The 22139-nt window shown below is 58.2% G+C and carries 16 protein-coding genes; 8 read left to right on the forward strand and 8 right to left on the reverse strand.

All coding sequences use genetic code 11. The annotated features are described in order from the left end of the window. Positions 1-3 precede the first annotated feature (3 nt). Positions 4-1083, forward strand: coding sequence for a WD40 repeat domain-containing protein (locus BLQ12_RS16060; RefSeq protein ID WP_092211877.1), 1080 nt, complete (start codon positions 4-6; stop codon positions 1081-1083). 266 nt (positions 1084-1349) lie between these two features. Here BLQ12_RS16060 and topB read toward each other — a convergent pair whose 3' ends face one another. Next, complete coding sequence (gene topB / locus BLQ12_RS16065; RefSeq protein ID WP_092211879.1) at positions 1350-3905, reverse strand: DNA topoisomerase III; 2556 nt, start codon at positions 3903-3905, stop codon at positions 1350-1352. Positions 3906-4234: 329 nt separating this feature from the next. After that, the gene (locus BLQ12_RS16070; RefSeq protein ID WP_092211881.1) at positions 4235-4456 is read right to left on the reverse strand and encodes a DUF3820 family protein; all 222 of its coding nucleotides are present in this window, start codon (positions 4454-4456) and stop codon (positions 4235-4237) included. Between the two features lie 379 nt (positions 4457-4835). Between BLQ12_RS16070 and BLQ12_RS16075 the strand changes: the two genes are divergently transcribed. The 5 genes from BLQ12_RS16075 to BLQ12_RS16095 all read left to right on the forward strand — a co-directional run bounded on the left by BLQ12_RS16075 (position 4836) and on the right by BLQ12_RS16095 (position 11803). Continuing rightward, on the forward strand, positions 4836-7142 hold the full coding sequence (locus BLQ12_RS16075; RefSeq protein WP_175469861.1) for an ATP-binding protein: 2307 nt from the start codon (positions 4836-4838) through the stop codon (positions 7140-7142). After that, positions 7139-7801 carry a response regulator gene (locus BLQ12_RS16080; RefSeq protein WP_092211885.1) on the forward strand — a complete coding sequence of 221 codons (663 nt, stop codon included), beginning with the start codon at positions 7139-7141 and terminating at the stop codon, positions 7799-7801. The genes BLQ12_RS16075 and BLQ12_RS16080 overlap by 4 nt, the downstream gene beginning before the upstream one ends. 296 nt (positions 7802-8097) lie before the next feature. Then, positions 8098-9240, forward strand: a complete 1143-nt coding sequence (locus BLQ12_RS16085) for an iron-containing alcohol dehydrogenase (RefSeq protein ID WP_092211886.1) — start codon at positions 8098-8100, stop codon at positions 9238-9240. Then, positions 9240-10457, forward strand: a complete 1218-nt coding sequence (locus BLQ12_RS16090) for a two-component system sensor histidine kinase NtrB (RefSeq protein WP_175469862.1) — start codon at positions 9240-9242, stop codon at positions 10455-10457. The genes BLQ12_RS16085 and BLQ12_RS16090 overlap by 1 nt, the downstream gene beginning before the upstream one ends. Then, a complete protein-coding gene (locus tag BLQ12_RS16095) occupies positions 10454-11803 on the forward strand; it encodes a sigma-54-dependent transcriptional regulator (protein ID WP_092211888.1) in 1350 nt (449 codons plus the stop codon). Before BLQ12_RS16090 ends, BLQ12_RS16095 begins: the two co-directional genes overlap by 4 nt. 540 nt (positions 11804-12343) lie before the next feature. Here BLQ12_RS16095 and BLQ12_RS16100 read toward each other — a convergent pair. Both BLQ12_RS16100 and dctP read right to left on the reverse strand, forming a co-directional pair. Continuing rightward, positions 12344-13510, reverse strand: a complete 1167-nt coding sequence (locus BLQ12_RS16100; protein ID WP_092211890.1) for an iron-containing alcohol dehydrogenase — start codon at positions 13508-13510, stop codon at positions 12344-12346. Between the two features lie 335 nt (positions 13511-13845). Continuing rightward, positions 13846-14964 carry a TRAP transporter substrate-binding protein DctP gene (gene dctP / locus BLQ12_RS16105; RefSeq protein ID WP_175469863.1) on the reverse strand — a complete coding sequence of 373 codons (1119 nt, stop codon included), beginning with the start codon at positions 14962-14964 and terminating at the stop codon, positions 13846-13848. Between the two features lie 554 nt (positions 14965-15518). Between dctP and BLQ12_RS16110 the strand changes: the two genes are divergently transcribed. Further along, complete coding sequence (locus BLQ12_RS16110; RefSeq protein ID WP_092211894.1) at positions 15519-16754, forward strand: dicarboxylate/amino acid:cation symporter; 1236 nt, start codon at positions 15519-15521, stop codon at positions 16752-16754. Between the two features lie 351 nt (positions 16755-17105). Further along, positions 17106-17369: a hypothetical protein gene (locus tag BLQ12_RS16115; RefSeq protein WP_092211896.1), complete on the forward strand. Its 264-nt coding sequence runs from the start codon at positions 17106-17108 to the stop codon at positions 17367-17369. Positions 17370-17541: 172 nt separating this feature from the next. Here the strand turns inward: BLQ12_RS16115 and BLQ12_RS16120 are convergent, their stop codons facing one another. The 4 genes from BLQ12_RS16120 to BLQ12_RS16135 all read right to left on the reverse strand — a co-directional run bounded on the left by BLQ12_RS16120 (position 17542) and on the right by BLQ12_RS16135 (position 22018). Then, a complete protein-coding gene (locus BLQ12_RS16120) occupies positions 17542-18285 on the reverse strand; it encodes an amino acid ABC transporter ATP-binding protein (RefSeq protein WP_092211898.1) in 744 nt (247 codons plus the stop codon). A 16-nt stretch (positions 18286-18301) separates the two neighbouring features. Continuing rightward, positions 18302-19402: an amino acid ABC transporter permease gene (locus BLQ12_RS16125; protein WP_092211900.1), complete on the reverse strand. Its 1101-nt coding sequence runs from the start codon at positions 19400-19402 to the stop codon at positions 18302-18304. A gap of 116 nt (positions 19403-19518) precedes the next feature. Next, positions 19519-20679, reverse strand: coding sequence for an amino acid ABC transporter permease (locus BLQ12_RS16130; RefSeq protein WP_092211902.1), 1161 nt, complete (start codon positions 20677-20679; stop codon positions 19519-19521). Between the two features lie 319 nt (positions 20680-20998). Further along, a complete protein-coding gene (locus BLQ12_RS16135) occupies positions 20999-22018 on the reverse strand; it encodes an amino acid ABC transporter substrate-binding protein (protein WP_092211904.1) in 1020 nt (339 codons plus the stop codon). Between the last annotated feature and the right edge of the window lie 121 nt (positions 22019-22139).

Raw genomic sequence — 22139 nt, forward strand, 5'->3', positions numbered from 1 at the left:
TATATGATGAATGAATACCAAAAAAAGGGGTTGTTAGCCGTCCTGCTTGTTCTCCTCTGCATCCTGCTGGTCCCTCGGTTCGTCAAACCAAAGGCCCCGGAACTTCAGGAATCCAAACCAGAATTCGTGAAATCCGGTCTGCGGGCATACCTGGAGGGGTTGCAGTATGATACACGTTCTTCGGTTAAAGCGCTTGCCTACAACCCCGCGTGCGGGGTGCTGGGTGTGGGGTATGAAAACGGAATGGTTGAGTGGCATGATACCAGCGGAACGAAAGCTCCTCAGAAATTCAAGGCACATAACATGCGGGTGACCAACATCACCATCTCAGATGACGGTACCATGGGCTTGACAAATTCTCATTTTGACGATGCAACGAGAGTGTGGGATCTCAGGACAGGGACTTTGGTAACCACAATTGCCGATGCGCGTAAAGCGTCTATAATCTTCGAAGAAACAAAAGATTACAAGGTCGTATTTGCATGCGGCTCAGGCCGCGTAAAGGTATTTGACACCCGAAGCGGTATGTATGACGATACCTATAAATTCGAGGGCTCTGCTACATCAATGGCTTTGAGTTCTGACAGGCGCTGGCTTTCAGTAGGCTCTTCAACGGGTGGTATTGATGTCTGGGAAGTGACGCGTCAGGACGATAAACTTGTTCTTGTGAAACAAGGGGCCATACAACCCTATGAAGTGGGGAACTGGGTCATTAACGTTACATTCAGCGATACATGCGACAAACTCTATACCGTGACACAAAAAGGCCAGATCGACAGCTGGAGTGTCCCGGGCCTTGCGAGAGAATACCATTTTGTATCGGGTATCAAGCATGCTTATTCAGCCGTTGCCTTAGGGGGGCGACCGAACTCAATTATCCTGATGGGGTCTAAAGATAAATGGGGACAAGGGCATAGCCACGGTGAGTTGATAGACGTGAACAAGGGAAGCAACAGGCTTGTTTTTAGCCGCGTCGCATCACATTGCGTTCCGCTGCTCTTTCCTTCCATGCACACCCTGATGGTTGCCTCCGGGAAAAAAAATCATCTCGTTGACGTGTCGCGCTTTGCGTCAGGCAACTAGGGGCTCGGCCGGAAAATAATTATACATCCTGAAATATTGATCGTTTGAGCGGTGGCGGGAATTCACCGATCGGTAAGGCCTTCATGGAATGCTATAGACGGCAATACGTGTATATTTTATTTTTGTCATAGCCCTAAAATCCTCGCAACAAAGATGCGGGGTACTCCTTTGTTCTTGTCACTGTTCCGTTGCTTCGGTAGGGCTGCGCCTTGACGGAAACCCCGCTCATAAGAATTGACAAACGGTTGGCTTCCGGGGGCACACGTTTAGCCGTGGCTGCAGGCAACTACCTGAAAATGATGCTGTCCCAGTTCGTCCGGGTCTGCCATGGCCACCCACCCCTTTGGGGTGTTGGTGAGGCGGATGCGGGTTTTGACAGGCTGGCCGTCGGGGCGCGTGAGCCTGCATGGGCGGGTGGGTTTCAGGGAGAGCAGGGAGATGAGCTGGGTGCGGGTGAGCTCTCTGCCGAAGAGGGTTTTCCAGATGACAAACCTGCAGCCGCCTTTGTCCGCGGGCCAGTTGGCGCAGCCAAAGCCCCTCTTGCCTTCGATGATGGTGCCGCCACAGGCGGGGCAGGGAGGCAGGGGTTTCTGGGCTGCGTCTGGTTTGGACGTTTTGGGTGCGGGTTGTTGGGCCTGGTTTGACTCGCAGGAAGGCCGTTCGGAGGCCCAGGGCACGGGGCCTTCGCTTTTTTTGTCTGTCTTTTTGGGCTTGGTGTCGAAGTCAAAGGTGGTTTGCCAGGTGCCCTCTTTCTGTACAAGGAGGATGGCGGCGGAGAACCGCTTTTTCTTTTTGGAGAGAAATCCGTTGTAGGGACCGGACTTTTTGGTGCGCAGGAGGTGTCCCACCATGTTCGGGGTGAGGTTCTTTCCGGCCATCTTTTTCCAGATGGTGAAGCCGCAGGAGCAGGTGTAGTTTTTGTAGGCCTCGATGACCTCGCCCCCGCAGGCCGGGCAGCGACCCACCACCTCGCCGGTCTTCTTGCGGGAGGCCGGCGCCTGGCCTTCCATGGCAAGGGTTTTGAGCTCTTCCATGGATTTTTCGACAAACCCTTTGATGGCGGCAAGGAAATTCTCGTTTGAACCGTCGTTGTCGCCTAAGGCGATGCGGTTGAGGCTCATCTCCCAACGGGCAGTCTCTTCAGGCGACGTGAGGACCCTGCTGACGGCGGTCTTCTGGAGCATCTCCACCAGGTAGCAGCCTTTGTCCGTGGCGGTGAGGGTTTTTCCCTCGCGTTTTGCGTACTCGCGCATGATGAGGATCTCCAGAATCTGGGCGCGTGTGGACTGGGTGCCGATACCGATCTCGCCCCGGAAGAGGTCCTTCATGGCCTTTTCTGAAACGTAACGTCCCGGGTTGGTCATCTCTTTCAAGATCAGGGCATCGGTGTAGGCCGGGGGCGGGGTGGTCTCTTTCTTTTCGGCGGCCACCTTCTGCTTGTGGGCGGGGTCCCCTTTGGCCAGGGGCGGGATGTGGGCCTCTTCTTCTTTTTTGGCCTTTACGGGCCAGGCCTTTCGCCATCCCGGAGAGAGGATGATTTTGCCCGTGGTCTGGAAGGTCTCTTTCGAGAATCCGGTGACGATCTTTGTGTTTTCGTAGTGGCAGTTGGGATGAAAGGCCGCGGCAAACCGCCGGAGCACCAGCTCAAAGATCTTTGCTTCGTCTGCCGAGGCGCTCGGGGGCAGGTTTTTTAAGGGGATCAGGGCGTGGTGGTCCGTGAGCTTGGCGTCGTTGAAGACCCGCTTGTTGCTAAGGGAGATGCGGCCGTGGTCCACCCCTTCAAACAGGGCCGGGGCTGTCGGGGCGAGTTTTTCCACCAGCTTTTTGACCATATCCAGATTCTGCGTTCCCAGGACCCGGGAGTCGGTGCGGGGGTAGGAGAGGCACTTTTTGTCCTGATAGAGCCCCTGTGCCACGTTCAGGGTTTTTTTTGCGGGAAACCCGAACCGCTTGTTGGCCTCCTGCTGGAGGTCGGTGAGGGAAAAGAGAAAGGGCGGGGGCTCCGATTTTTTCTCTTTTTCCGCAGACAGCACCTCGCCTGGCAAGGTGTCGGCGGTGAGCCGCTCCACTAAACGCTCGGCTGCCTCCAGGTCAAAGAGGCGCGTCTCCTTGCCCTTGAACCAGGTGCCGATCCAGGTGCCTTTTTCGTTTTTAAAGTGAACCTTGATCAGAAGGTAGGGCTCGGGCTTGAAGTTTTCCCGTTCCCGCCGTCTCTGCACCAGAAGGGCCAGGACCGCCGTCTGGACCCTGCCCACGGAGTAGAGGTCTCCCAGGCGCACGGTAAGGGCCCTGGTCCCGTTCATCCCCACCATCCAGTCCGCCACCTGCCGGTAGTACCCCGCACGCCAGAGACGGTCGTAGTCGGTGATGGGTTTCAGCCGGTTCAACGTGCTTCTCACCACGGCAGGGGTAAGGGCCTGGCTTGTCCAGAAGCGCATGATCCGCCCCTTGTCCGTAAATCCCGCCTGCAACAGGATGGTCCGGGCGATGACCTCGCCTTCGCGTCCTGCGTCCGTTGCGATAATCACCCGTGAAAGTCCAGGGGTTTTGAGGAGCTTCTTGATGACCGAGAGCTGCTTACCGCTTTTTTTGATGGGCTTGTACTTGAAGGGCTCCGGCAGGATGGGAAGGGTATCCAGGGACCATTTCTTAAAGGATGGGCTGTAATCCTCGGGGGCGAACAGCTCCACCAGATGGCCCACGGCCCAGCAGATCAGGGTGTCGTTGCCCTCGAAGTACCCTTCGCGCTTTGTGCGAACGCCCAGGGCCTTGGAGAAGTCAACCGCCACGGAGGGCTTTTCGGTGAGGATGAGAGTGGTCATAGAGCTGTCATAACGTAAAATTCTGGAAGAGGGAACGCAAAAAGATGGCGTTTAAGGTGATCTCCGGGGACGGATGTGGTGGATAGTGAACCGTGAATAGTAAGTGGTCAATGGTGAATAGCGAATAGTAATGGTGAATAGGTCATAGAGGGCGGCGCAAAAATAATACACCAGAAGGAAGGTGCACTCGACTCCCGAAATAAACCCGGGCAAAATCCTTTATTGGCCGGGTTGCTAACTGGGGCGTGCTTTTGTGCGGAAGTCATTGACACGCAGGAGGGTAAAAATTCCCGAGCACTACTCACTACTCACTACTCACTACTCACTATCTATTTCAGCGGCTCACACAGATACTCCAGCCCGTTGACCTTGATCTCATAGACCAGTCCCAGCATTTCCCCCAGCTTTCCCTTGGGAAACCCTTCTTGATGAAACCACACCACATAGGGCTCGGGCAGGTCCACGAGGAGGACGCCCTGGTATTTTCCGAAGGGCATGGGGGTTCGGGCGACTTTCAGGAGCATGGTGGGGTCGAATGTTGGGGATTGCATGGGGGGTGGTCCTTCAGTGCTAATTAGGTACGTGTTTTTCCGTTTTCTGGGGGCCGTGGAACACGCCTCCGGGTTTCGGTGTTGACTCTTTTAACGCCCATAGTTATCGAAAACGTTTCTGCTTGGGAAGGGCTTTGCGTTGATGACACGAAAAAGCGCTCCCTTCAAGGGACCGCGGCTTGCTTTCTTCAGGGCACGCTGATAGATTTCCACCATCCCCCGTCAAACGAGGGTGTTGGGCGTTTTTGTCGCAGGTCAAAGGTGTTGGCCTGTTTTGGGCCTCGGGTGCAGCCGCTGGCCGTTTTTATGTTTCGGGGTTTCCATCGTGTCAGATGCCAAGAGAGCTGTTCGGGTTTTTGTTTCATGGATGTGCACGGCCGTGATCCTCCTGTTGCTGGTGCCCCAGGCCCAGGCCCAGGAACCTCCCCACCAGAACATTCTGATCCTGCACTCCTTTCACAAGGGGCACGTGTGGAACGACAGCATCTCAAAGGGCATTGACGCAGGGTTGGCGCGTGCGGACGCTTCGTCCATGGTCCTCAGTGTCTATTACGAGTACATGGACGCCGAACGGTTCGACAACGCGGGCCAGGCGCGTCGCCTGGCGGATTTTTTCAACGAAAAATACCGACAGGTTCCCTTTGACGTGATCATCGCCACGGATGACTCGGCCTTCCGCTTTCTTTTGGACGAGAAGAAAAAAATTTTTGCCGACACCCCGGTGGTTTTTTGCGGGGTGAACTATTTTGAAGAGTTTGAGATGTTCGGCCACGACCGCTTTACCGGGGTGGTGGAGCGCATCGACATCCTGGAGACCGTCCGCACCGCCCTTCGCCTTCATCCCCGGACCCGGGAGATTCTGGTGGTGGTGGACCAGACCGACACCAGCATTGCCATCCTGAAAACCATCGTTACCTATTTTAAAGCCATGGACGACCCGTCCCTTTTTCGTTTCATCCCGGCCATGACCATGGAAGAGCTCCAGGGGGAGGTGAGCCACCTGCCTGAAGACACGGTGGTGCTGTTTGTCAATTTCACCGTGGACCGCACCGGGCGGACCTTTTCCATGAAGGAGGGGCTCCAGCGCGTGGCACGTGCCTCCAGCGCGCCCATTTACACCTTCTGGGACAACTACCTGGGCTACGGGGTGGTGGGTGGGATGATGGCCAGCGGCAGTGCCCACGGAGAGAAAGCCGCCGAAATCGCCCTGCGCCTTTTGTCCGGCAACTCGGTCCAGGCCATCCCGGTGTTCAAGGAGAGCCTGAACCGGCATATGTTCGATTACAGCCAGATGGAGCGGTTCAGGCTCAAAAAGGCCGTCCTTCCAGCCGGGGCCGAGGTGATCAATGTGCCCTTTTCCTTTTACAGCACCTACAAAAAGCTGGTGTGGGGCATTGTCCTGAGTATCGCCGGGCTGGGCATGATTATTCTGGTGCTGGTGGCCAACACCTTCAAGCGGAAACGGGTGGAGATTTCCCTGACCTACTACTCCAACCAGCTGCGCGTCTTGAACTCCATCGACCGGGCGGTTCTGGACGGGAGTTTCTCATCGGAGACGGTCCGGGACGTGCTCCGGTACGTGCGGGATCTATACGACTGCCGCTGGGCCTGTGTGGTCTCCTTTGATTTTGACAAAGAGCGGGCCACGGTGGTGGCCGTGGACACAGCCTCGGGACGCGTGGTGCCTGAAGGGAGCTCGTACCCAATCCGAGAGTTTGATCCCGAAACCCTTGCCCGGGGACGGCGCATGACGGTGGCTGGAGATGAGGCCGGAAAAAACGCACTGCTCTCCGGGTTCTACCGGTCGGAAGGGGGGATGGACGGCTACGTGAGTGTCCCGCTCATGGCCAACGAGGAGCTCATCGGGGCCTTGAACCTGTGTCGGTTTGATCAGCCCGGGTTGCTCATCGAAAACCTTGATATCGTCAAGGAGGTGGCCACCTCCCTTGCCGTGGCCATCCAGAGCGTCAACCTCATGCAGGCAACCCTCCAGCACGGCTACGAGCTGGAGCGGCTTTCCGCCAAGGTGTTTGAGATGCAGGAGACCACCTGCCGGAAGATCTCCTTTGAGCTCCACGACGAGATCGGCCAGGCCCTCACCGCCGCCACATTGAACCTTGCGGCCATGAAGAAGATGATCGACTCAGGGGCCGGGGCCAACCTCACCGGGCTCCTTGCAGACACCGAAGAGATCGTTAACCGCCTGTATGAGCAGGCCCATGACCTCTCCATCAATCTCTGGCCTCCCATGCTGCGGGATTTTGGCCTGGGGCCCACCCTGAGGTGGTACCTGAGCCGAATCGGTGAAAAGGTGGATATCCCCCTTATCCTGGATGCCCCGGATTTTCCCGAGCGGCCCTCCGAGGAGATCGAAGCGGCCGTCTACCGGCTGGCCCAGGAGGCCCTGAACAATATCGTCAAACATGCCCGGGCCAGCCGGGTGACCATCTCCCTGAAACGTCGCACCGACGGGATGATCGTCTTTACCGTGGAGGACGACGGGGTGGGTTTTGAGCCGGAGTCGGTCCTCTCCGGGGGGGACATGAACCACAAGCTGGGGCTTTTGGGGATGCGTGAGCGCATCGCATTTCTGGGGGGGCGGTTCACCCTGTGGTCCAGCCCGGGCCAGGGGACATCCATCGTCACGGAGATACCGTGGAAGGCAAAAAAGGAAGAGACGACATGAACCAAATAAAGGTGCTTGTGGCCGAAGACCATACCATTGTCCGCAAAGGGCTCTGCGCCCTGCTGCATGCGGAGCCCGATATCGAGGTGGTGGGGGAGGCGGAAAACGGCCGGGAGGCCGTCAAGATGGTGGAGCAGCTCGCACCGGACGTGGTGCTCATGGACATCACCATGCCGGAATTAAACGGCATGGACGCCACGCGTCAGCTGAAAAAAAAGTTCCCGGAGCTGAAAATCCTGATTCTCTCCATGCACACCAGCGAGGAGTACATTTTTGAGACCCTCAGAGCCGGTGCCTCCGGGTACCTGGTGAAACGATCGGCCACCACCGATCTCATCCAGGCCATCCATGTGGCCCACAAGGGCGAGTCTTACCTGAGTCCGGACATTTCAAGCAAGGTGATCACCTATTACGTGAAGCAGAAGGAGGGAGATACCGCCGAACCCGAAGGCCTCGACAAGCTCTCCGACCGCGAGCGGGAGGTGCTCCAGCTCATCGCCGAGGGCCACGCCAACCGGGATATCGCCGAGCAGCTCTTCATCAGCCCCAAGACCGTGGAGGCCCATCGCGCCAATATCCAGCGGAAGCTCAAGATTTCCGGCACGGCCGAGCTGACCAAGTACGCCATTATCAAGGGACTCGTGGAGTTGGGCTTTTAGCGGGTGTGGTGATTCTCTTTGCTCGTTTTCAGGCGAGGGGCCTGGGCCCCTGACGTTGCGTGGCGTTTTTGAAGGGATTTTCCTGGCGAAAATCACGGTGGTTTGATATCGAAACAGCGGTTGCATGCAGCATGCCCATGGCTCCTGGAGTCCCTCCTTTCAAGATGGCTTGACATTGGCAAGGGCACCACGCTGCAGGTAATGAAGGATTGCAAAAAATAAGGAAACTATTTACTTAAAATATATTTATGGTTTCTATAAAATACTGACCACGAATAGAAAGTGTGCGGACTGCCATGGGTGTCCTGAAATTTTCCGTGCCTGAGATTTTTTTCGGGCGGGAAAGCCTGAAGTACTCCAGCGTCTGTGCCAGGCGCCTGGGGGCGGAAAAGATTTTTTTCGTCACCGACCCGGGGCTGGAACAGAGCGGCTGGATCGATGTTATTTTTGAGATCCTTGAAGAGAAAAACCTGGGGTGGGTGCACTACTCCAACGTCTCTTCCAACCCCCGGGACTGGCAGATCGAGCAAGGGGCCGAGCTCTATCAGGAAGAGGGGTGTGACGTGGTCATCGCCCTGGGCGGGGGAAGCCCCATGGACGCGGCCAAGGGCATCGCGCTGGTGGCAAGCAACGGCGGGCGTGTCCACGACTACGAAGGGGCAAACCGGATCCAGCGGCCCCTGCCGCCCATGATTTTCATGCCCTCCACCGCGGGGAGCGGCTCGGACATCTCCCAGTTTGCCATCGTGACGGACGTGGAGCGGCACGTGAAGATGTCCATCATCAGCCGGACCCTTGTACCCAACATCTCCATCATCGATCCCATCCTGCTTACCACCAAGTCCCGTGAACTCATCATCTCCTCGGCCATCGACGCCTTTGCCCACGCCGTGGAGTCCTATCTCTCCCCCATCGCCTTTCCTGTCACGGAAATTCACTCTCTCAAAGCCATGGAGCTGATCATCCGCCATCTTCCCCGGGCCTTAGAAACCGGCTGTCTGGACGACCTGGAGCAGCTCAGCATCGCAGGCACCTCTGCTGCCATGGCCTTCAGCAACGCCGGTCTGGGGGTGGACCATGCCCTGGCCCACTCCCTGGGAGGGATGCTGGATGTGGTCCACGGCCTGATCCACCCCGTGCTGCTTTCCCACGTGATGCGATTCAACATGGCGGCCTGCCCGGAGAAGGTGGCCGATATCGGGCGGATCATCCTCGGCAAAACCCTGACGAGCCCGGAGGCCACAGCCCGTGCGGGCATCGAGCGCCTGGAATCGTATTTCGCTTCCCTGGGGGTGGCCACCCGCCTGAGGGATATCGTTTCGTCCCGGGTGAACCTCTCCCAGATCTGTGAGATGGCCATCCAGGACTCGTGCGTGCTGAGCAACCCGCGGAAGGCCACGGTGGAGGATATGATGGGGATCTGTGAGGCGGCATGGTGATGAAGAGACAAACGACCCTTGAAGACATCATCGGCCTGGAGCACACCAAGCTGGGCTTTTTCGGCGAACTCAAAAAGACCATTGCAGAGCTCCGGGACTCCAACATAGAGCTGGAGCGCCGCCAGCGGGAGATCAAGGCCATTCTGGACGGGATCACCGACGTGATGGCGGTGGTCTCCTTTAACTTTACCATCATCTCGGTGAACCACGTCTTCAGCGAGGCGTTTCAGCGGGAGGATCCGAAGGGGAAGGTGTGCTACCGGGTGTTCAGGAATCGAACCTCTCCCTGCCCGGACTGCCCCATGGTCATCGCCCGGGAGACGAACCGGGTGTGCCGGAAGCTGGCCATCTTTTCCCTGGGGGGGAAGAACCACCAGGTCGAGATCACGGCCTCTCCCATGCGCTGGTCCAACGGCCGGAGCTACCGTTTTCTCCTGCTGATGCGGGACGTGACCCGGGAAAAGGAGTACCAGGCGCGGTACTACCACGCGGAGAAGATGGCCACCATCGGGGTGCTGGCCGCCGGGGTGGCCCACGAGATCAACAACCCCCTGACGGCGGTGAGCGGGTTTGCCAAGGGGCTTACCCGGCGTCTGTCCCGGCTGGAGGCCTGCCTGGACGACACCCGCGAGTCCCGGGAGCTTATGGCCGATTTTACCGAGTACCTGGAGACGATTTTAAGTGAAGGGGAGCGGTGTCGGGACATTGTCCACGAGCTGCTTACCTTCAGCCCCAGAAAAGAGGGGGTGTTTGCCCCTGTGGACCTGCGAACCCTGGTGCTGGAGATGTTGAAGCTGCTGCGGTACCAGTTGAACCGTCGCACCTCCCGGCTTATCTGTCTGGAACTGGATGAGTCGGTGCCCCCGGTTCTGGGGGTGGGGGCAGAGCTCAAGCAGGTGCTTCTGAACCTCATTTTCAACGCCCTTGAGGCCATAAGGGACAAGGGTACCATTACCATCCGCACCGGAAAAACAGACCGGTGGATCGTGCTCTCCGTCAGGGACACGGGCTGCGGCATTCCGTCGGACAATCTGGACAAACTCTTCGACCCGTTTTTCACCACCAAACCCGTGGGCCAGGGCACGGGCATCGGCCTGTCCACCTGCTACAACATCATTCGCCAGCACAAAGGGGAGATCACCGTGGAGAGTGTCGAGAACCTGGGATCCACCTTCCATGTGAAGCTTCCCATACCGGCCATGGGGGAGAACCAATGACCCATTCGGACCTGATGCACATCCTGGTGGTGGACGATGAAAAATCCATCCGCCGCCTCATCGAAAAAGAGATGGCCTCGCCCAGGCGGGTCATCAAAACAGCCGGCAGCGGTGACGAGGCCTTTGCCGCCATCCGCCGCTGGGCCTTTGACGTGATTCTCCTGGACATCCGATTGCCCGACGCCAACGGCCTTGAGCTCATGGCGCAGTTTCAGGAGGACCTTCCCGGGGTTCAGGTGATCCTTATCACCGGCTACGGAGAGGTGCACGACGCAGTGGAGGCCATGAAAAACGGTGCCTGCGATTACATCACCAAACCCTTTGACCTGGATGCCCTGGAACAGGTGGTTGAAAAGGCCTTTCAGCATGTGCGGGCCCGGCGGGAGGCCATGGCCCGGCAGTCAGGAGGGCAGGCGAAGCGAACCGCCTATCCCCAGGAGATCATCGGCCATTCCGGTTCCATGGATCGGGTGCGGTTTCTTATCGACAAGGTTTCACCGGTGCAGGTGCCGGTTTTGATCACCGGTGAGAGCGGAACCGGAAAGAACGTGGTGGCCCGGGTGATTCACCGACAGAGCGCCCGGGCGGAAAAGCCCCTTATCACCAAGAACTGCGCGACCCTTCAGGCAGAGCTGGTGCGCAGCGAGCTCTTCGGCCACTGCAAGGGGGCCTTTACCGGTGCCACGGAGTCCCGGGACGGGCTTCTCTCCATGGCCCATGAAGGCACGCTTTTTTTAGATGAAATCGGTGAACTCCCGGTGGGGGTGCAGGCCACTCTGCTGCGGGTCATGGAGACCCAGACCTTCAGGCGGGTGGGAGAAAAGGAGGAGCGCAAAGTAGACGTGCGGTTCCTCTTTGCCACCAACCGCAACCTGCGAAAGGAAGTGGACGCAGGACGCTTTCGTGAGGACCTGTACCACCGGCTCAATGTGTTCAACATCGAGCTGCTCCCCTTGCGGGAGAGGCGGGAAGAGATCCCCGTGCTCCTGGAGTATTTCCTCGAACAGCTTCGGGTGGGCAAACAGCCCGCCTGCCGGGTCTCCAAAAAGGTGATGCAGTGCCTCATGAACCACGACTGGCCCGGCAATGTCCGGGAGCTGCATAACGTCATTGAGCGTGGCGTGATCCTGGCCGAAGACAGCCTCATCACCGAGCAGGCCCTTCCGGCCGAGCTCCTGGCCTCAGGGGGTGGCGACGGCGGCGACGACCCCTTTCTTCCCCTCAAAGAGATCGAGCGCAAGCACATGCTCAAAGTCCTGGAGCACGTCAACGGCAACCGGTCCAAAGCCTCGGAGCTCCTGGGGGTGAGTCGAAAGACCCTCTACCGGAAGCTGCTGGAACCCTAACATTAGGGCAACTATTCAGCTTATGTCTCCGCGGCTAAACTTTTGCCTGATCTCATAAAGATGGGGTTAATCGTTTGTCTATAATGACGTTTGGGCCTTGGTTATCGTTTGTCCACGGCCCTCGAAAAAACCGAGAAAAATCGGCCGAAACGGAGCGCCGCACTCCAGGGAACAAGGGTGTTCGGGGAGTATCGAAGGCTTTGGTTCTCCTTTGGGCCGCGACCTGGAAAGAGCCGAATCGTAGGGTGCACTCCGTGCACCAAAACGAAAGCCTGCCATGCCCCGAATGCCTCGGTAAAACCGAAACCCTGGGTGACCCGAACGCGGTGCGCAGAGTGCACCCGACGGGCTACCGGCCTTTGGGGGCGGTGCCATCAATCCCCACGATATATCCGATAAACCGGGACCCCTCCCGTCCCCCCCCCCCACACACAACCTGTGAGCTTATATAAAAACCTGTTTGGTAACCTTTTCAAAAGGTTGGCCCCCGGCAGGACCGCCGGAGGCTTTTTTCGCTTTTCCGTGTTTTTGTTTTTCCGCTTAAAGGGCTGCGATGTAGATTTCGATGACGTCTTCAAGGGAAGGCCGTCTGGGGTTGGTGACGCCGCAGGCGTCTTTCTGGGCGTTCTCCGCCATGATGGGGAGATCTTCTTTTTTCACGCCCAGGGCGGTGAGGTTTTCGGGGATGCCGATGTCCCGGGAGAGGGTCTGAATGGCGGTGATGGCCAGTTCCGCTGCCTCACGGGTGGAGAGCCCTTCCACGTTTTCCCCCATGGCAATGGCGATATCCACGAACCGGTCGAGTCGGGCGATGAGGTTGTATCGGGAGACGTGGGGCAGCAAGATGGCGTTGCACACCCCGTGGGGGAGGTTGTAGAAGCCTCCGAGCTGGTGGGCCATGGCGTGGACATGGCCGAGGCTGGCGTTGTTGAAGGCCATGCCGGCCAGGTACTCGGCGTAGGCCATCTTGTCCCGGGCCTCGATGTCATCGCCGTTGGCCACCACCGGGCGGAGGTAGTCGGAGACCAGTTCGATGGCTTTAAGGGCGCAGGCGTCGGTGACGGGGGTGGCGATGGTTGAGACGTAGGCCTCCACGGCATGGGTCAGGGCGTCCATGCCCGTGGCCGCGGTGAGGGAAGAGGGCATGCCTACCATGAGAAGGGGGTCGTTGATGGCGATGGCCGGGGTCACGCGCCAGTCCACGATGGCCATCTTCACCTTGCGCGAGGTGTCGGTGATGATGCAGAACCGGGTCATCTCGCTGGCCGTACCGGCCGTGGTGTTGATGGCGATGAAGGGGGGCATGGCCTGTGTGGACTGATCCACCCCTTCGTAATCATGGATGGTCCCGCCGTTGGTTGCGACGATGCCGATGCCCTTGCCGCAGTCGTGGGGGCTGCCTCCGCCCAGGGTGATGATCATGTCACAGCCGCTCTCTTTGAACACAGCCACGCCGTCGGCCACGTTTTTATCCGTGGGGTTCGGCACGGTCTCGTCAAAGACAACGACCTCGCAGCCGGTGTCGTCTTTGATCAGGTCTGCGATCTGTGCGGTGAGACCGGCGTCTGTGATCCCCTTGTCCGTGACCAGCAGGGGCTTTTTGGCTCCCAGGGTTTTGATCTGCTCCCCGAGCTGCTTATGGGAACCAACGCCCATGAGGGTGACGGTGGGAATATAAAATCCGTAGACTGCTTCTGCGTGTGTCATGGTGGTTACTCCTTTGGGTATGATGTGACGATGACAGTTGAATGCTTGTTTTCAACCCACGCCGTGCGTGTTGGTATGCAGGAACTGCAAAAGAAGGGCCAGGGGCGATGTGTTTTTATTTTTCAGGTGGCTGCACCGGCCCGGTGTGACGCACAATGGCATGAATTAATATGTCAATATATTTATGTGGGGCGCTTTTTGTTGCATGGGAATAGAGGGCAACCGAGGGGGGCTCCGGTGAGGGAAAGGAGGTGGCCTGGGTCATAGTGACCCGCCTGGATACGGTTCGTGGGACAGTTTGATACGGTTGGGAGACGAAGGGGGGGGCATGCCTCTCAGTTTGCGTCGGGATCTTTTGCCATGCCTTCTCCCACAATGGATTCCATCTTTTCCAGGATGCGCCTGGCCTCCATTTTAGGAATCAAGGGGCTTACCTCCTTGACCCAGAGTTGTTTGATTTTACCAACCTCGGGGAGCTTCAGCCAGGTGTCGACTTCCTCTTTTCGGGCAAAGGCAACGACGCAACCGGCCGCTCTCTGGGCGGCTACCGTTTCATTGAGCATGGGGTGATAGAGGGCGGCGAAGTGGCGTTTGGAGTTGGCCGATGCGGTGCGGATGATCTCCTGGACCTCCCGGGGCAAGCGATTCCACGTGTCGATGTTGATGGTAACATGGAAGGGGACGGGGTTCCAGAACTCTTTGAATACCAGGATGTTGGGGGCCACGTTGTCGAGCCCCACGCGATGGATGGCGTCGATGTTGGTGTAGATCCCCTCAAGGGCGTTGGTTTTAAGGGCCATGTAGGTATCCGCCCAGGGCAGGGAGACGGGGATGGCACCGGCACCTTCCAGAACCTTGAGGAGCCAGCGGCTGGAAGCTCGCACCCTGCGGTGCCTGAAGTCGGCAAGGGAGGAAACGGGCTCGGTAAAGGCCCCTGCAATGGGAAGCACGGAATAGGTGTAGACGATTTTCTGGCGGTACTTCAGGAACTCGGCGTTGAGCTGGGGGATTTCATCGTAGATGGTGTCGTAGACCCACATCCGGTTGGCGTAGTCGGAAGGGCCCTGCTGAAAGAGGGTGATGGCGCCGTTGATGACCAGGCGGCTGGGGTAGTAGTTGATGTTGACGTGCCCCATGTCCACGGTGCCGTCTTTGACCCCTTCCAGGATCTCTTTGTCTTTGAGATAGGATTGTTCCCAGAAGACCCTGATGTGAATTTTTCCCTTGCCCAGGCGTTCCACCTCATCGACAAAGGCTTTTTCGGCCATGCCGCGCAGGCCCACCGGTGCCGTGTTGGTGGCGTAGGTCAGGGTGACGGCCCCTTCCCCTGCGCAGGGAAAGGGGCGTCCGAAGGCCATGGCGAGAAGGATGAGGATACCCGTCGCGACCTGTCGTGTCGAAATTTTTTTTGCGTTGAAAAAAGGCTTCATGGTACGGCTCCATGTGGTGGTCATAAACGCCCGGATTCCCACGACCGGGCATTTACTATAATAGATCCGCATTGTCATCACACCTTCTTTTTCAGCCCCACGGATGTTTTCTATTCCACGGACCCTCAAGGTAGGCGATACCCACCCCGGGTGTCCATTGGGGAAACCCCTAAAATGCCTGGGGTATTCCCCTATTTTGTTGATAATATACATTTTTTATGAAGTTCATCAGTTTTTGCTTGCAATCATTTGCCATTCGGATAATGATTTTTCTGTCATCACATTTTCCATCCCACAGCGCATCAGAAGAATTTCCCACGCGCCCTTAAGGCGCTTCGATGCGAATCGGGCTTGCCACAGGCCGTCATTGATCGAACGGGCTTTACGGGCAGCGCCCTGGTTTCCTCATTCCATACGTTTGTTGTGTTCGTGCCTGTCCAGCCTGGCGGCATTGCTGTTTATTCCGGCCATGCCGCGGCAGCGAAGCCGGTCCACGGCTTCCGGCACGGGGTTTCGGCCTGCACCGCCGAAGGCATCCTGTCGCTTTGCGATTTATTACACCCTTAGGAGATGAAGACGTGAAATTGAAATTGTATCACAAAATTATCATTGGTCTGGTTGCCGGTTTTCTTGCCGGGATCCTGTTGGGAGAGAAAGCCGAATACCTGAAGCCCATCGGGGATATCTTCATCCGGTGCCTCCGGCTCATCGTGGTTCCCCTGATCCTGTCCACCCTCGTCACCGGCGTTACCAGTGCCGGGGACCCCAAGAAGATCGGCTCCCTGGGGATAAAAACCGTTACCTACTTCATTGTGACCACTTTTTTTGCCGTTGTCATCGGCCTGGTGGTGGCCAACGTCTTCCAGCCGGGCGCGGGACTCGCCCTGGGTGAGGTGACCAGCGTTGCCCGGCCCGACAAGGTCTCTCCCATGCAGATGATTGTCAACATGGTCCCCTTGAACCCTGCCGAAGCCCTTGCCAAAGGCAACGTCCTTCAGATCATCATTTTTGCCCTTCTCTTCGGGGGCGCCCTCTCCCTTGCCGGTGACAAGGGCAAGCCCGTGGCCGACTTTTTTGCGGCCCTGGCCGAGGTGATGTTCAAACTCTCCGACATCGTGATCCGCATGGCCCCTTACGGGGTGTTTGCCCTCATCGCCTGGACTTCCGGAAAGTTCGGCCTGGCGATCCTCATGCCCATGGGCAAGCTGATCGTGGCCACCCTCATCGCAAGTACCCTCCACGTGCTCATCGTCTATACCGGCGCCGTGAAGTTCCTGGCGCGGGTCAGCCCCATCCACTACTTCAAAAAGGTGTTTGAACCGGCCCTTGTGGGGCTGAGTACCTGCAGCGCTGCTGCGGCCTTTCCCTTTACCATGCGTGCCCAGAAGCAGCTCGGGGTTCCTGAGCGTGTCTCCGGGTTTACCCTGCCCATGGCCCTGACCATCAACATGGACGGCACCGCCCTCTACCAGGCCGTCGGCGCCGTGTTCGTGGCCAACATCTACGGGGTGGATCTCTCCATCGCCCAGCAGGCGACCATCGTCATGACCGCTGTGCTGGCCTCCATCGGCACGGCAAGTATCCCGGGCGGCGGTCTTATCATGCTGACCCTGGTGCTCGAATCCGTGGGACTTCCCCTGGAAGGTATCGCCATCGTGGCGGGTATCGACCGAATTCTCGATATGTTCCGCACCACCACCAACATCTTCGGGGACAACTCCTCCGGCCTTGTGGTGGCGGCCCTTGAAAAGGATCTCGACCGCGAGATCGCCTCTACCCCCTTAAGCGAGATGGAGGTCGAAGAAGCCGTGTAGCGGCTGATTGATCTTTCACCTTCAAAGCCCTTTGGTTGCGTGATGCAACCAAAGGGCTTTTTTTATGGGGACGGCTTTCTGGTGAGACCTGGGCCGTTTACGGATCCTTCCTCTTTTTCGAAGAGTATCCTTCTGGTTTTATGGTATAATGGCATAGCATGAAAACAAACCGTCACACGTCTCGCTTCGCCCCGTTTCGTTTACTGCTTTTCTCTCCTTTTTTCATATTCCTTCCCGACAGGTTTCCGTTCTTGAAGTGGCGATGAACCATCCACCGGCCTGCCGGAGGTTCCCGGCCAAGGGCCGCGTGCATCCCGGAGAGGCCGAGAGGCGATCCGAAAAGGAGGGTATATGTTCAACAGCAAGGATATCTGTGACAGGATTCGGAGCTTTTATCCGGATTCCGGCGAGTGCGGCAAAGACCTGCGCATCACCTACGACAAAGACGAACACGCCTGGGTGGTGGAAGCCTCGGGCTGGAAACGGCCCATGAAGACCTTTGTGGACGAAGCGGATGTGGACGCCTGCCTTTCCCGGGGTCACTGCGTGGGCCTGAGCTTTCAGGTGGGGCAGATGCGGGCCAACGCCGGGGGTGGCAATATCGATGAGGCATGACGGACGGGCAGGTCCTTTTCGTCATGCAGGTGTTTTATAACAATGTGGGGGTGCCTTTACGCCTGACACATGACTTGCAGACGCAAGGTGCGTCGGGAAGGCATCTCTGCGTCGTATGGGCAACGCAGCGTTACCGGCGGCACATGGTGCCGCCGGAGTTGTTTTTGCCCTGTCACTGGGTAAGGATCTGGCTGAGGAAGAGCTGGGTGCGATCAAAGGTGGGGTTGGTGAAGAAGTCCTGGGGGGGCGCTTCTTCGATGATTTCCCCTGCGTCCATGAAGATGACCCGGTCGGCCACGGTGCGGGCAAAACCCATTTCGTGGGTGACGCAGATCATGGTCATGCCCTCTTCGGCAAGCTCGGTCATGACATCCAGGACCTCCTTGATCATTTCCGGGTCCAGGGCGCTGGTGGGCTCGTCAAAGAGCATGATGCGCGGATTCATGCACAGGGCCCGTGCAATGGCGGCCCGTTGCTGCTGACCGCCGGAGAGCTGGCCGGGGTACTTGTGGGCCTGGGAGTCGATGTGGACCCGGGCCAGAAAGTCCATGGCCATTTTTTTTGCCTTTTTCTCCGGCATCTGGCGCACCCAGGTGGGGGCCAGGGTGAGGTTCTCCAGAATGGTGAGATGGGGAAAGAGGTTGAACCCCTGAAAGACCATGCCTACGTTTTTGCGGATGTCCGTGACGTTTTTCAGGTCCCGGGTGAGTTCGGTTCCTTCCACGACAATGGTGCCCTGCTGGTGTTCTTCCAGCCGGTTGATGCAGCGGATCAGGGTGGACTTGCCGGACCCGGAAGGACCGCAGATGACGATGCGCTCTCCCTGGTGGACGCTTAAGTTGATGTGCTTGAGTACGTGGAAGTGGCCGTACCACTTGTTGAGGTCGTGTATCTCAATGACGGTGTCTTGAGTCATGGCAAATGCCCCTTTGCTACCAGGCGTTGTGTTTTTCAATGGATCGTCCGTATCGGCTGATGGAGAAGCAGATTACCCAGTAGACCAGGGCGCAGAAGACATAGGCTTCGGCTTCGTATCCGAGCCATTCGGGGTCCTGGGTGGAGGCTTTGATCATGCCGAGAAAATCGAGCAGGCCCACGATGATCACAAGGGAGGTATCCTTGAACAGGGCCACGCAGCGCCCGATGATGGATGGAATGACGTGCTTCAATGCCTGGGGCAGGACGATGAGGCGGGTGGCCTGCCACTTGGTGAGGCCCGTGGAGACGGCGGCTTCCATCTGTCCGGGGGGGATGGCCTGGAGGCCGCCACGGATCACTTCGGCGATGTAGGCCGAGGAGAAGAGGATTACGCCGATCTGGACCCTTAAGAGGTTGTTGATGGTCACTCCTTCGGGAAGGAAGAGGGGAAGCATCACCGAGGCCATGAAGAGGATAGTGATAAGAGGGACGCCCCTTATCAGCTCGATGATTCCCACGCACATGGCTTTGACCCCGGCCATCTCGGAGCGCCGTCCCAGGGCCAGGAGCATGCCCAGGGGAAGGGAAAAGAGAATCCCCACCACAGCCAGGCCCATGCTGAGCATGAGGCCCCCCCAGAGGGACTGGTCCACATGGGCGAGGCCCATGCCGCCGTTGATGATCCAGAAGACAGGCAGGGGCAGGGAGAACCAGAGGATAGCCAGGGTGCGGGCGCTCACCAGCCGGAAGAGGGTGAGGAGCACCACGGCCATGAGAAGCACAAGGGAGGCCACCGGCCGCCAGAGATGTTCTCCGGGGTAGATGCCCACCATGAGGACACGGAATTTTTCCACCACAAAGGCCCAGCAGGCCCCTTCCCGGGCCGTGCCGCAGGCGGCTCCCGGGACCCAGGACGCCTTGACCAGCGCCCAGGAGAGAAGGGCGGGGATGGTTTTAAACAGCAAGAGAAGGGCCAGGATCGTAAGGACCGAGTTGAGCTTGCCGTTGAACAGGTTCTGCCGTACCCAGCCGATGGGCCCGGCCACGTCCAGTGGCGGCGCCTCGTCCGGTTGCGGGGTGAATGTTTTTATCTTTTCTGCTTCTGCGGGTATCATAATCATCACTTCTTACTTTTTAGACATGCATATAAACGGAAACCAAAATGCATTGACACATCCGAGCCCGGGGCTATTTTCCCTTAGCCCTTAGCCCTTAGCCCTTAGCCCTTACATTATCTCCCGATGAGCTGCACCCTTGCGTTGAGCCAGTTCATGAACAGGGAGATGAGCAGGTTGATGCAGAGGTAGACGGACATCCACATGACGATGATCTCGATGGCCTGGTCATTCTGGCCGATGATGGTTCCCCCCACGGAGACCATGTCCGGGTAGCCGATGGCCACGGCCAGGGAGCTGTTTTTCACGAGGCTGGCGTAGTCGTTGGTGGTGGAGGGGATGGTGACCCGCAAGGCCTGGGGCAGGATCACCCGGCGCATGATGAGGCCCTCGGGAAGGCCCAGGGCGTGGGCAGCGTCCAGTTGCCCTTTGGCAACGGACTGGATGCCGCTTCGAACGTTTTCCGCGATGAAGGCGGCGGTGTAGAGGACAAGGCCGATGAGCAGGGCGCAGAATTCGGGTCGGATGACGGAGCCGCCCTTGAAGTTGAACCCTTTGAGCACGGGCAGTTCCAGGCTGGCCGGCAGGCCCAGGAGCAGGGCGGCAAGAAGGGGAAGGCCCAAGGTCAGGACCAGACCGATGCGTATGGACGGCAGGGCGCGTCCGGTCTCTTTTCGTCTTTTCGTTCCCTTGCGGTGGACGATAACCGAGATGACAAGGCCCAGGACCAAAGCGGCCGGGATGAACCAGAAACCGCTTTCCGGCAGGATCTTGGGAAAGTAGATGCCCCGGTTGTTGAGAAAGAGTCCCACGCCCCAGTGCAGGCTCCTGCGCGGGGAGGGCAGGGCCGCAAGGACCACCCCGTAGGTGAAAAAGAGGATCAGCAGGAGGGGGATGTTTCGAAGCACCTCCACGTAGATCTCCGCGAGCCGTGCCACGAGCCAGTTGCTCGACACCCGTGCCACGCCCACCACCACCCCGATGAGGGTGGCCAGCACGATGCTGACGGCGGAGACGTACAGGGTGTTTAAGACTCCGATGAAGAAGGCGTAGCCGTACGTGTCGGCGGGGGTGTACGGCATCAGGGCGTCGCTGATGGGCATGCCCGCTTCATAGGCCAGGAAGCCGAATCCGGAGGCGATATTCCGCGACGCAAGGTTTGCCTGGGTGTTCACAAAAAGAAGGTGGCAGAACCAGAGAATCCCTCCCATGACAAGGAGTTGCACGAGAAGGGTCCGGCCCTGGGCCTTTGTAAAGGAGAGCTGTGGTTGTTTCATGTAAATGACATCTTTGTACGATGGTGGTGGCTGTCGCCGGGCGAGAAAGAGCCGGTTTCGTCTCTGCCGTAACCCGCAAGCCTCCGGTAAACAGATACCGGAGGCTTTGTTGATCAAGAGTGTTGCCTGCACGTTGAGATAGAGCTGTCAGGTCAGGGACTGCGGAAGCATAGCCACCTCATTCACGCAGGGCGCGCGAAGGGCGAAACCCAGGGTGACTATGGCCGGAGAAAGCTGACACAGCCCTTTCCGGCCTATGATTCCTGTCCGCGGACGTTACATAAAGGTGCAGATGCGCAACGGGGGCTCGCAAGGTCCCTTAGCGGATGGGCATGGCGTACTGCAGGCCGCCTCGGAGCCAGAGGTTGTTCACGCCCCTGGGAATGTCCAGGGCGGTGCCGGGGCCGAAGTGGCGGTCGTAGATTTCGCCGTAGTTGCCAACGGCCTTGATGGCACGGACCAGCCACTCCTTGTCGAGGCCAAGGTAGCTGCCCGTGTCCCCGGAGGTGCCCAGCATACGCCTGACAACGGGGTTCTGGGAGGTGGCCATGATTTTGTCCACGTTGGCTGCGGTGATGCCGTTTTCCTCAGCGGCAACCAGGCCGTTGATGACCCAGGTGACGATGTCTTTCCACTGGTTGTCTCCGTGGCGGACCAGGGGGGCCAGGGGCTCTTTGGAGATGACCTCGGGCAGGATGGAGTGGGCCTTGGGGTCTTTCAGGGTGGAGCGCAGGGAGGCGAGCTGGCTGATGTCGGTGGTGAAGCAGTCGCAGCGACCGGAGGCGTAGGCGTTGAGGGCTTCTTTCTTACCGTCGAAGACCACGGCTTCCACCTTGATGCCGTTGGCGCGGGCAAAATCGGCGAGGTTGAGTTCGGTGGTGGTGCCGGCGGTGACGCAGACCGAGGCGCCGTCAAGTTCCCGGGCGGAGCGTACGCCGAGTTTGTTGGGGATCAGGAACCCCTGGCCGTCGTAGAAAACAACGTGGGTAAAGTCCACGCCCTGCTTGCCGTCCCGCTTGAGAGTCCAGGTGGTGGTTCGGCTGGTTAAATCCACCTGGCCGGAGGAGACCGCAACGATCTTCTGCTTGGAAGCCAGGGGGACGAATTTCACCTTGGAGGGGTCTGCGAGGACGGCTGCGGCCACGGCACGGGCCATGTCCACATCAAAGCCGACCCAGGTACCGGTGGAGTCCGGAATAGAGAAGCCGGGAACGCCTTCGCTGATGCCGCAGGTCAAGATTCCCTTGGCTTTTACGTCCTCCAGGGTGCCGGCAAATGCAGAGGCTGACGCCATTAAAATAAGAGAAATAACCGAAAAGAGTAGAGCTGTTTTTTTCATTACACTATCCCCAATAGTAGAATAAATGGTTCGAACCTGACATCGATAGTAGATATGGGAACAGCCTTTTAAATTCAATCCTAAATTAGGATTTGAGTCATTATGTTCCTTGAAAAACAAG

It is taken from the genome of Desulfoluna spongiiphila (assembly GCF_900101345.1).
Classification (GTDB): Bacteria; Desulfobacterota; Desulfobacteria; order Desulfobacterales; family Desulfolunaceae; genus Desulfoluna; species Desulfoluna spongiiphila.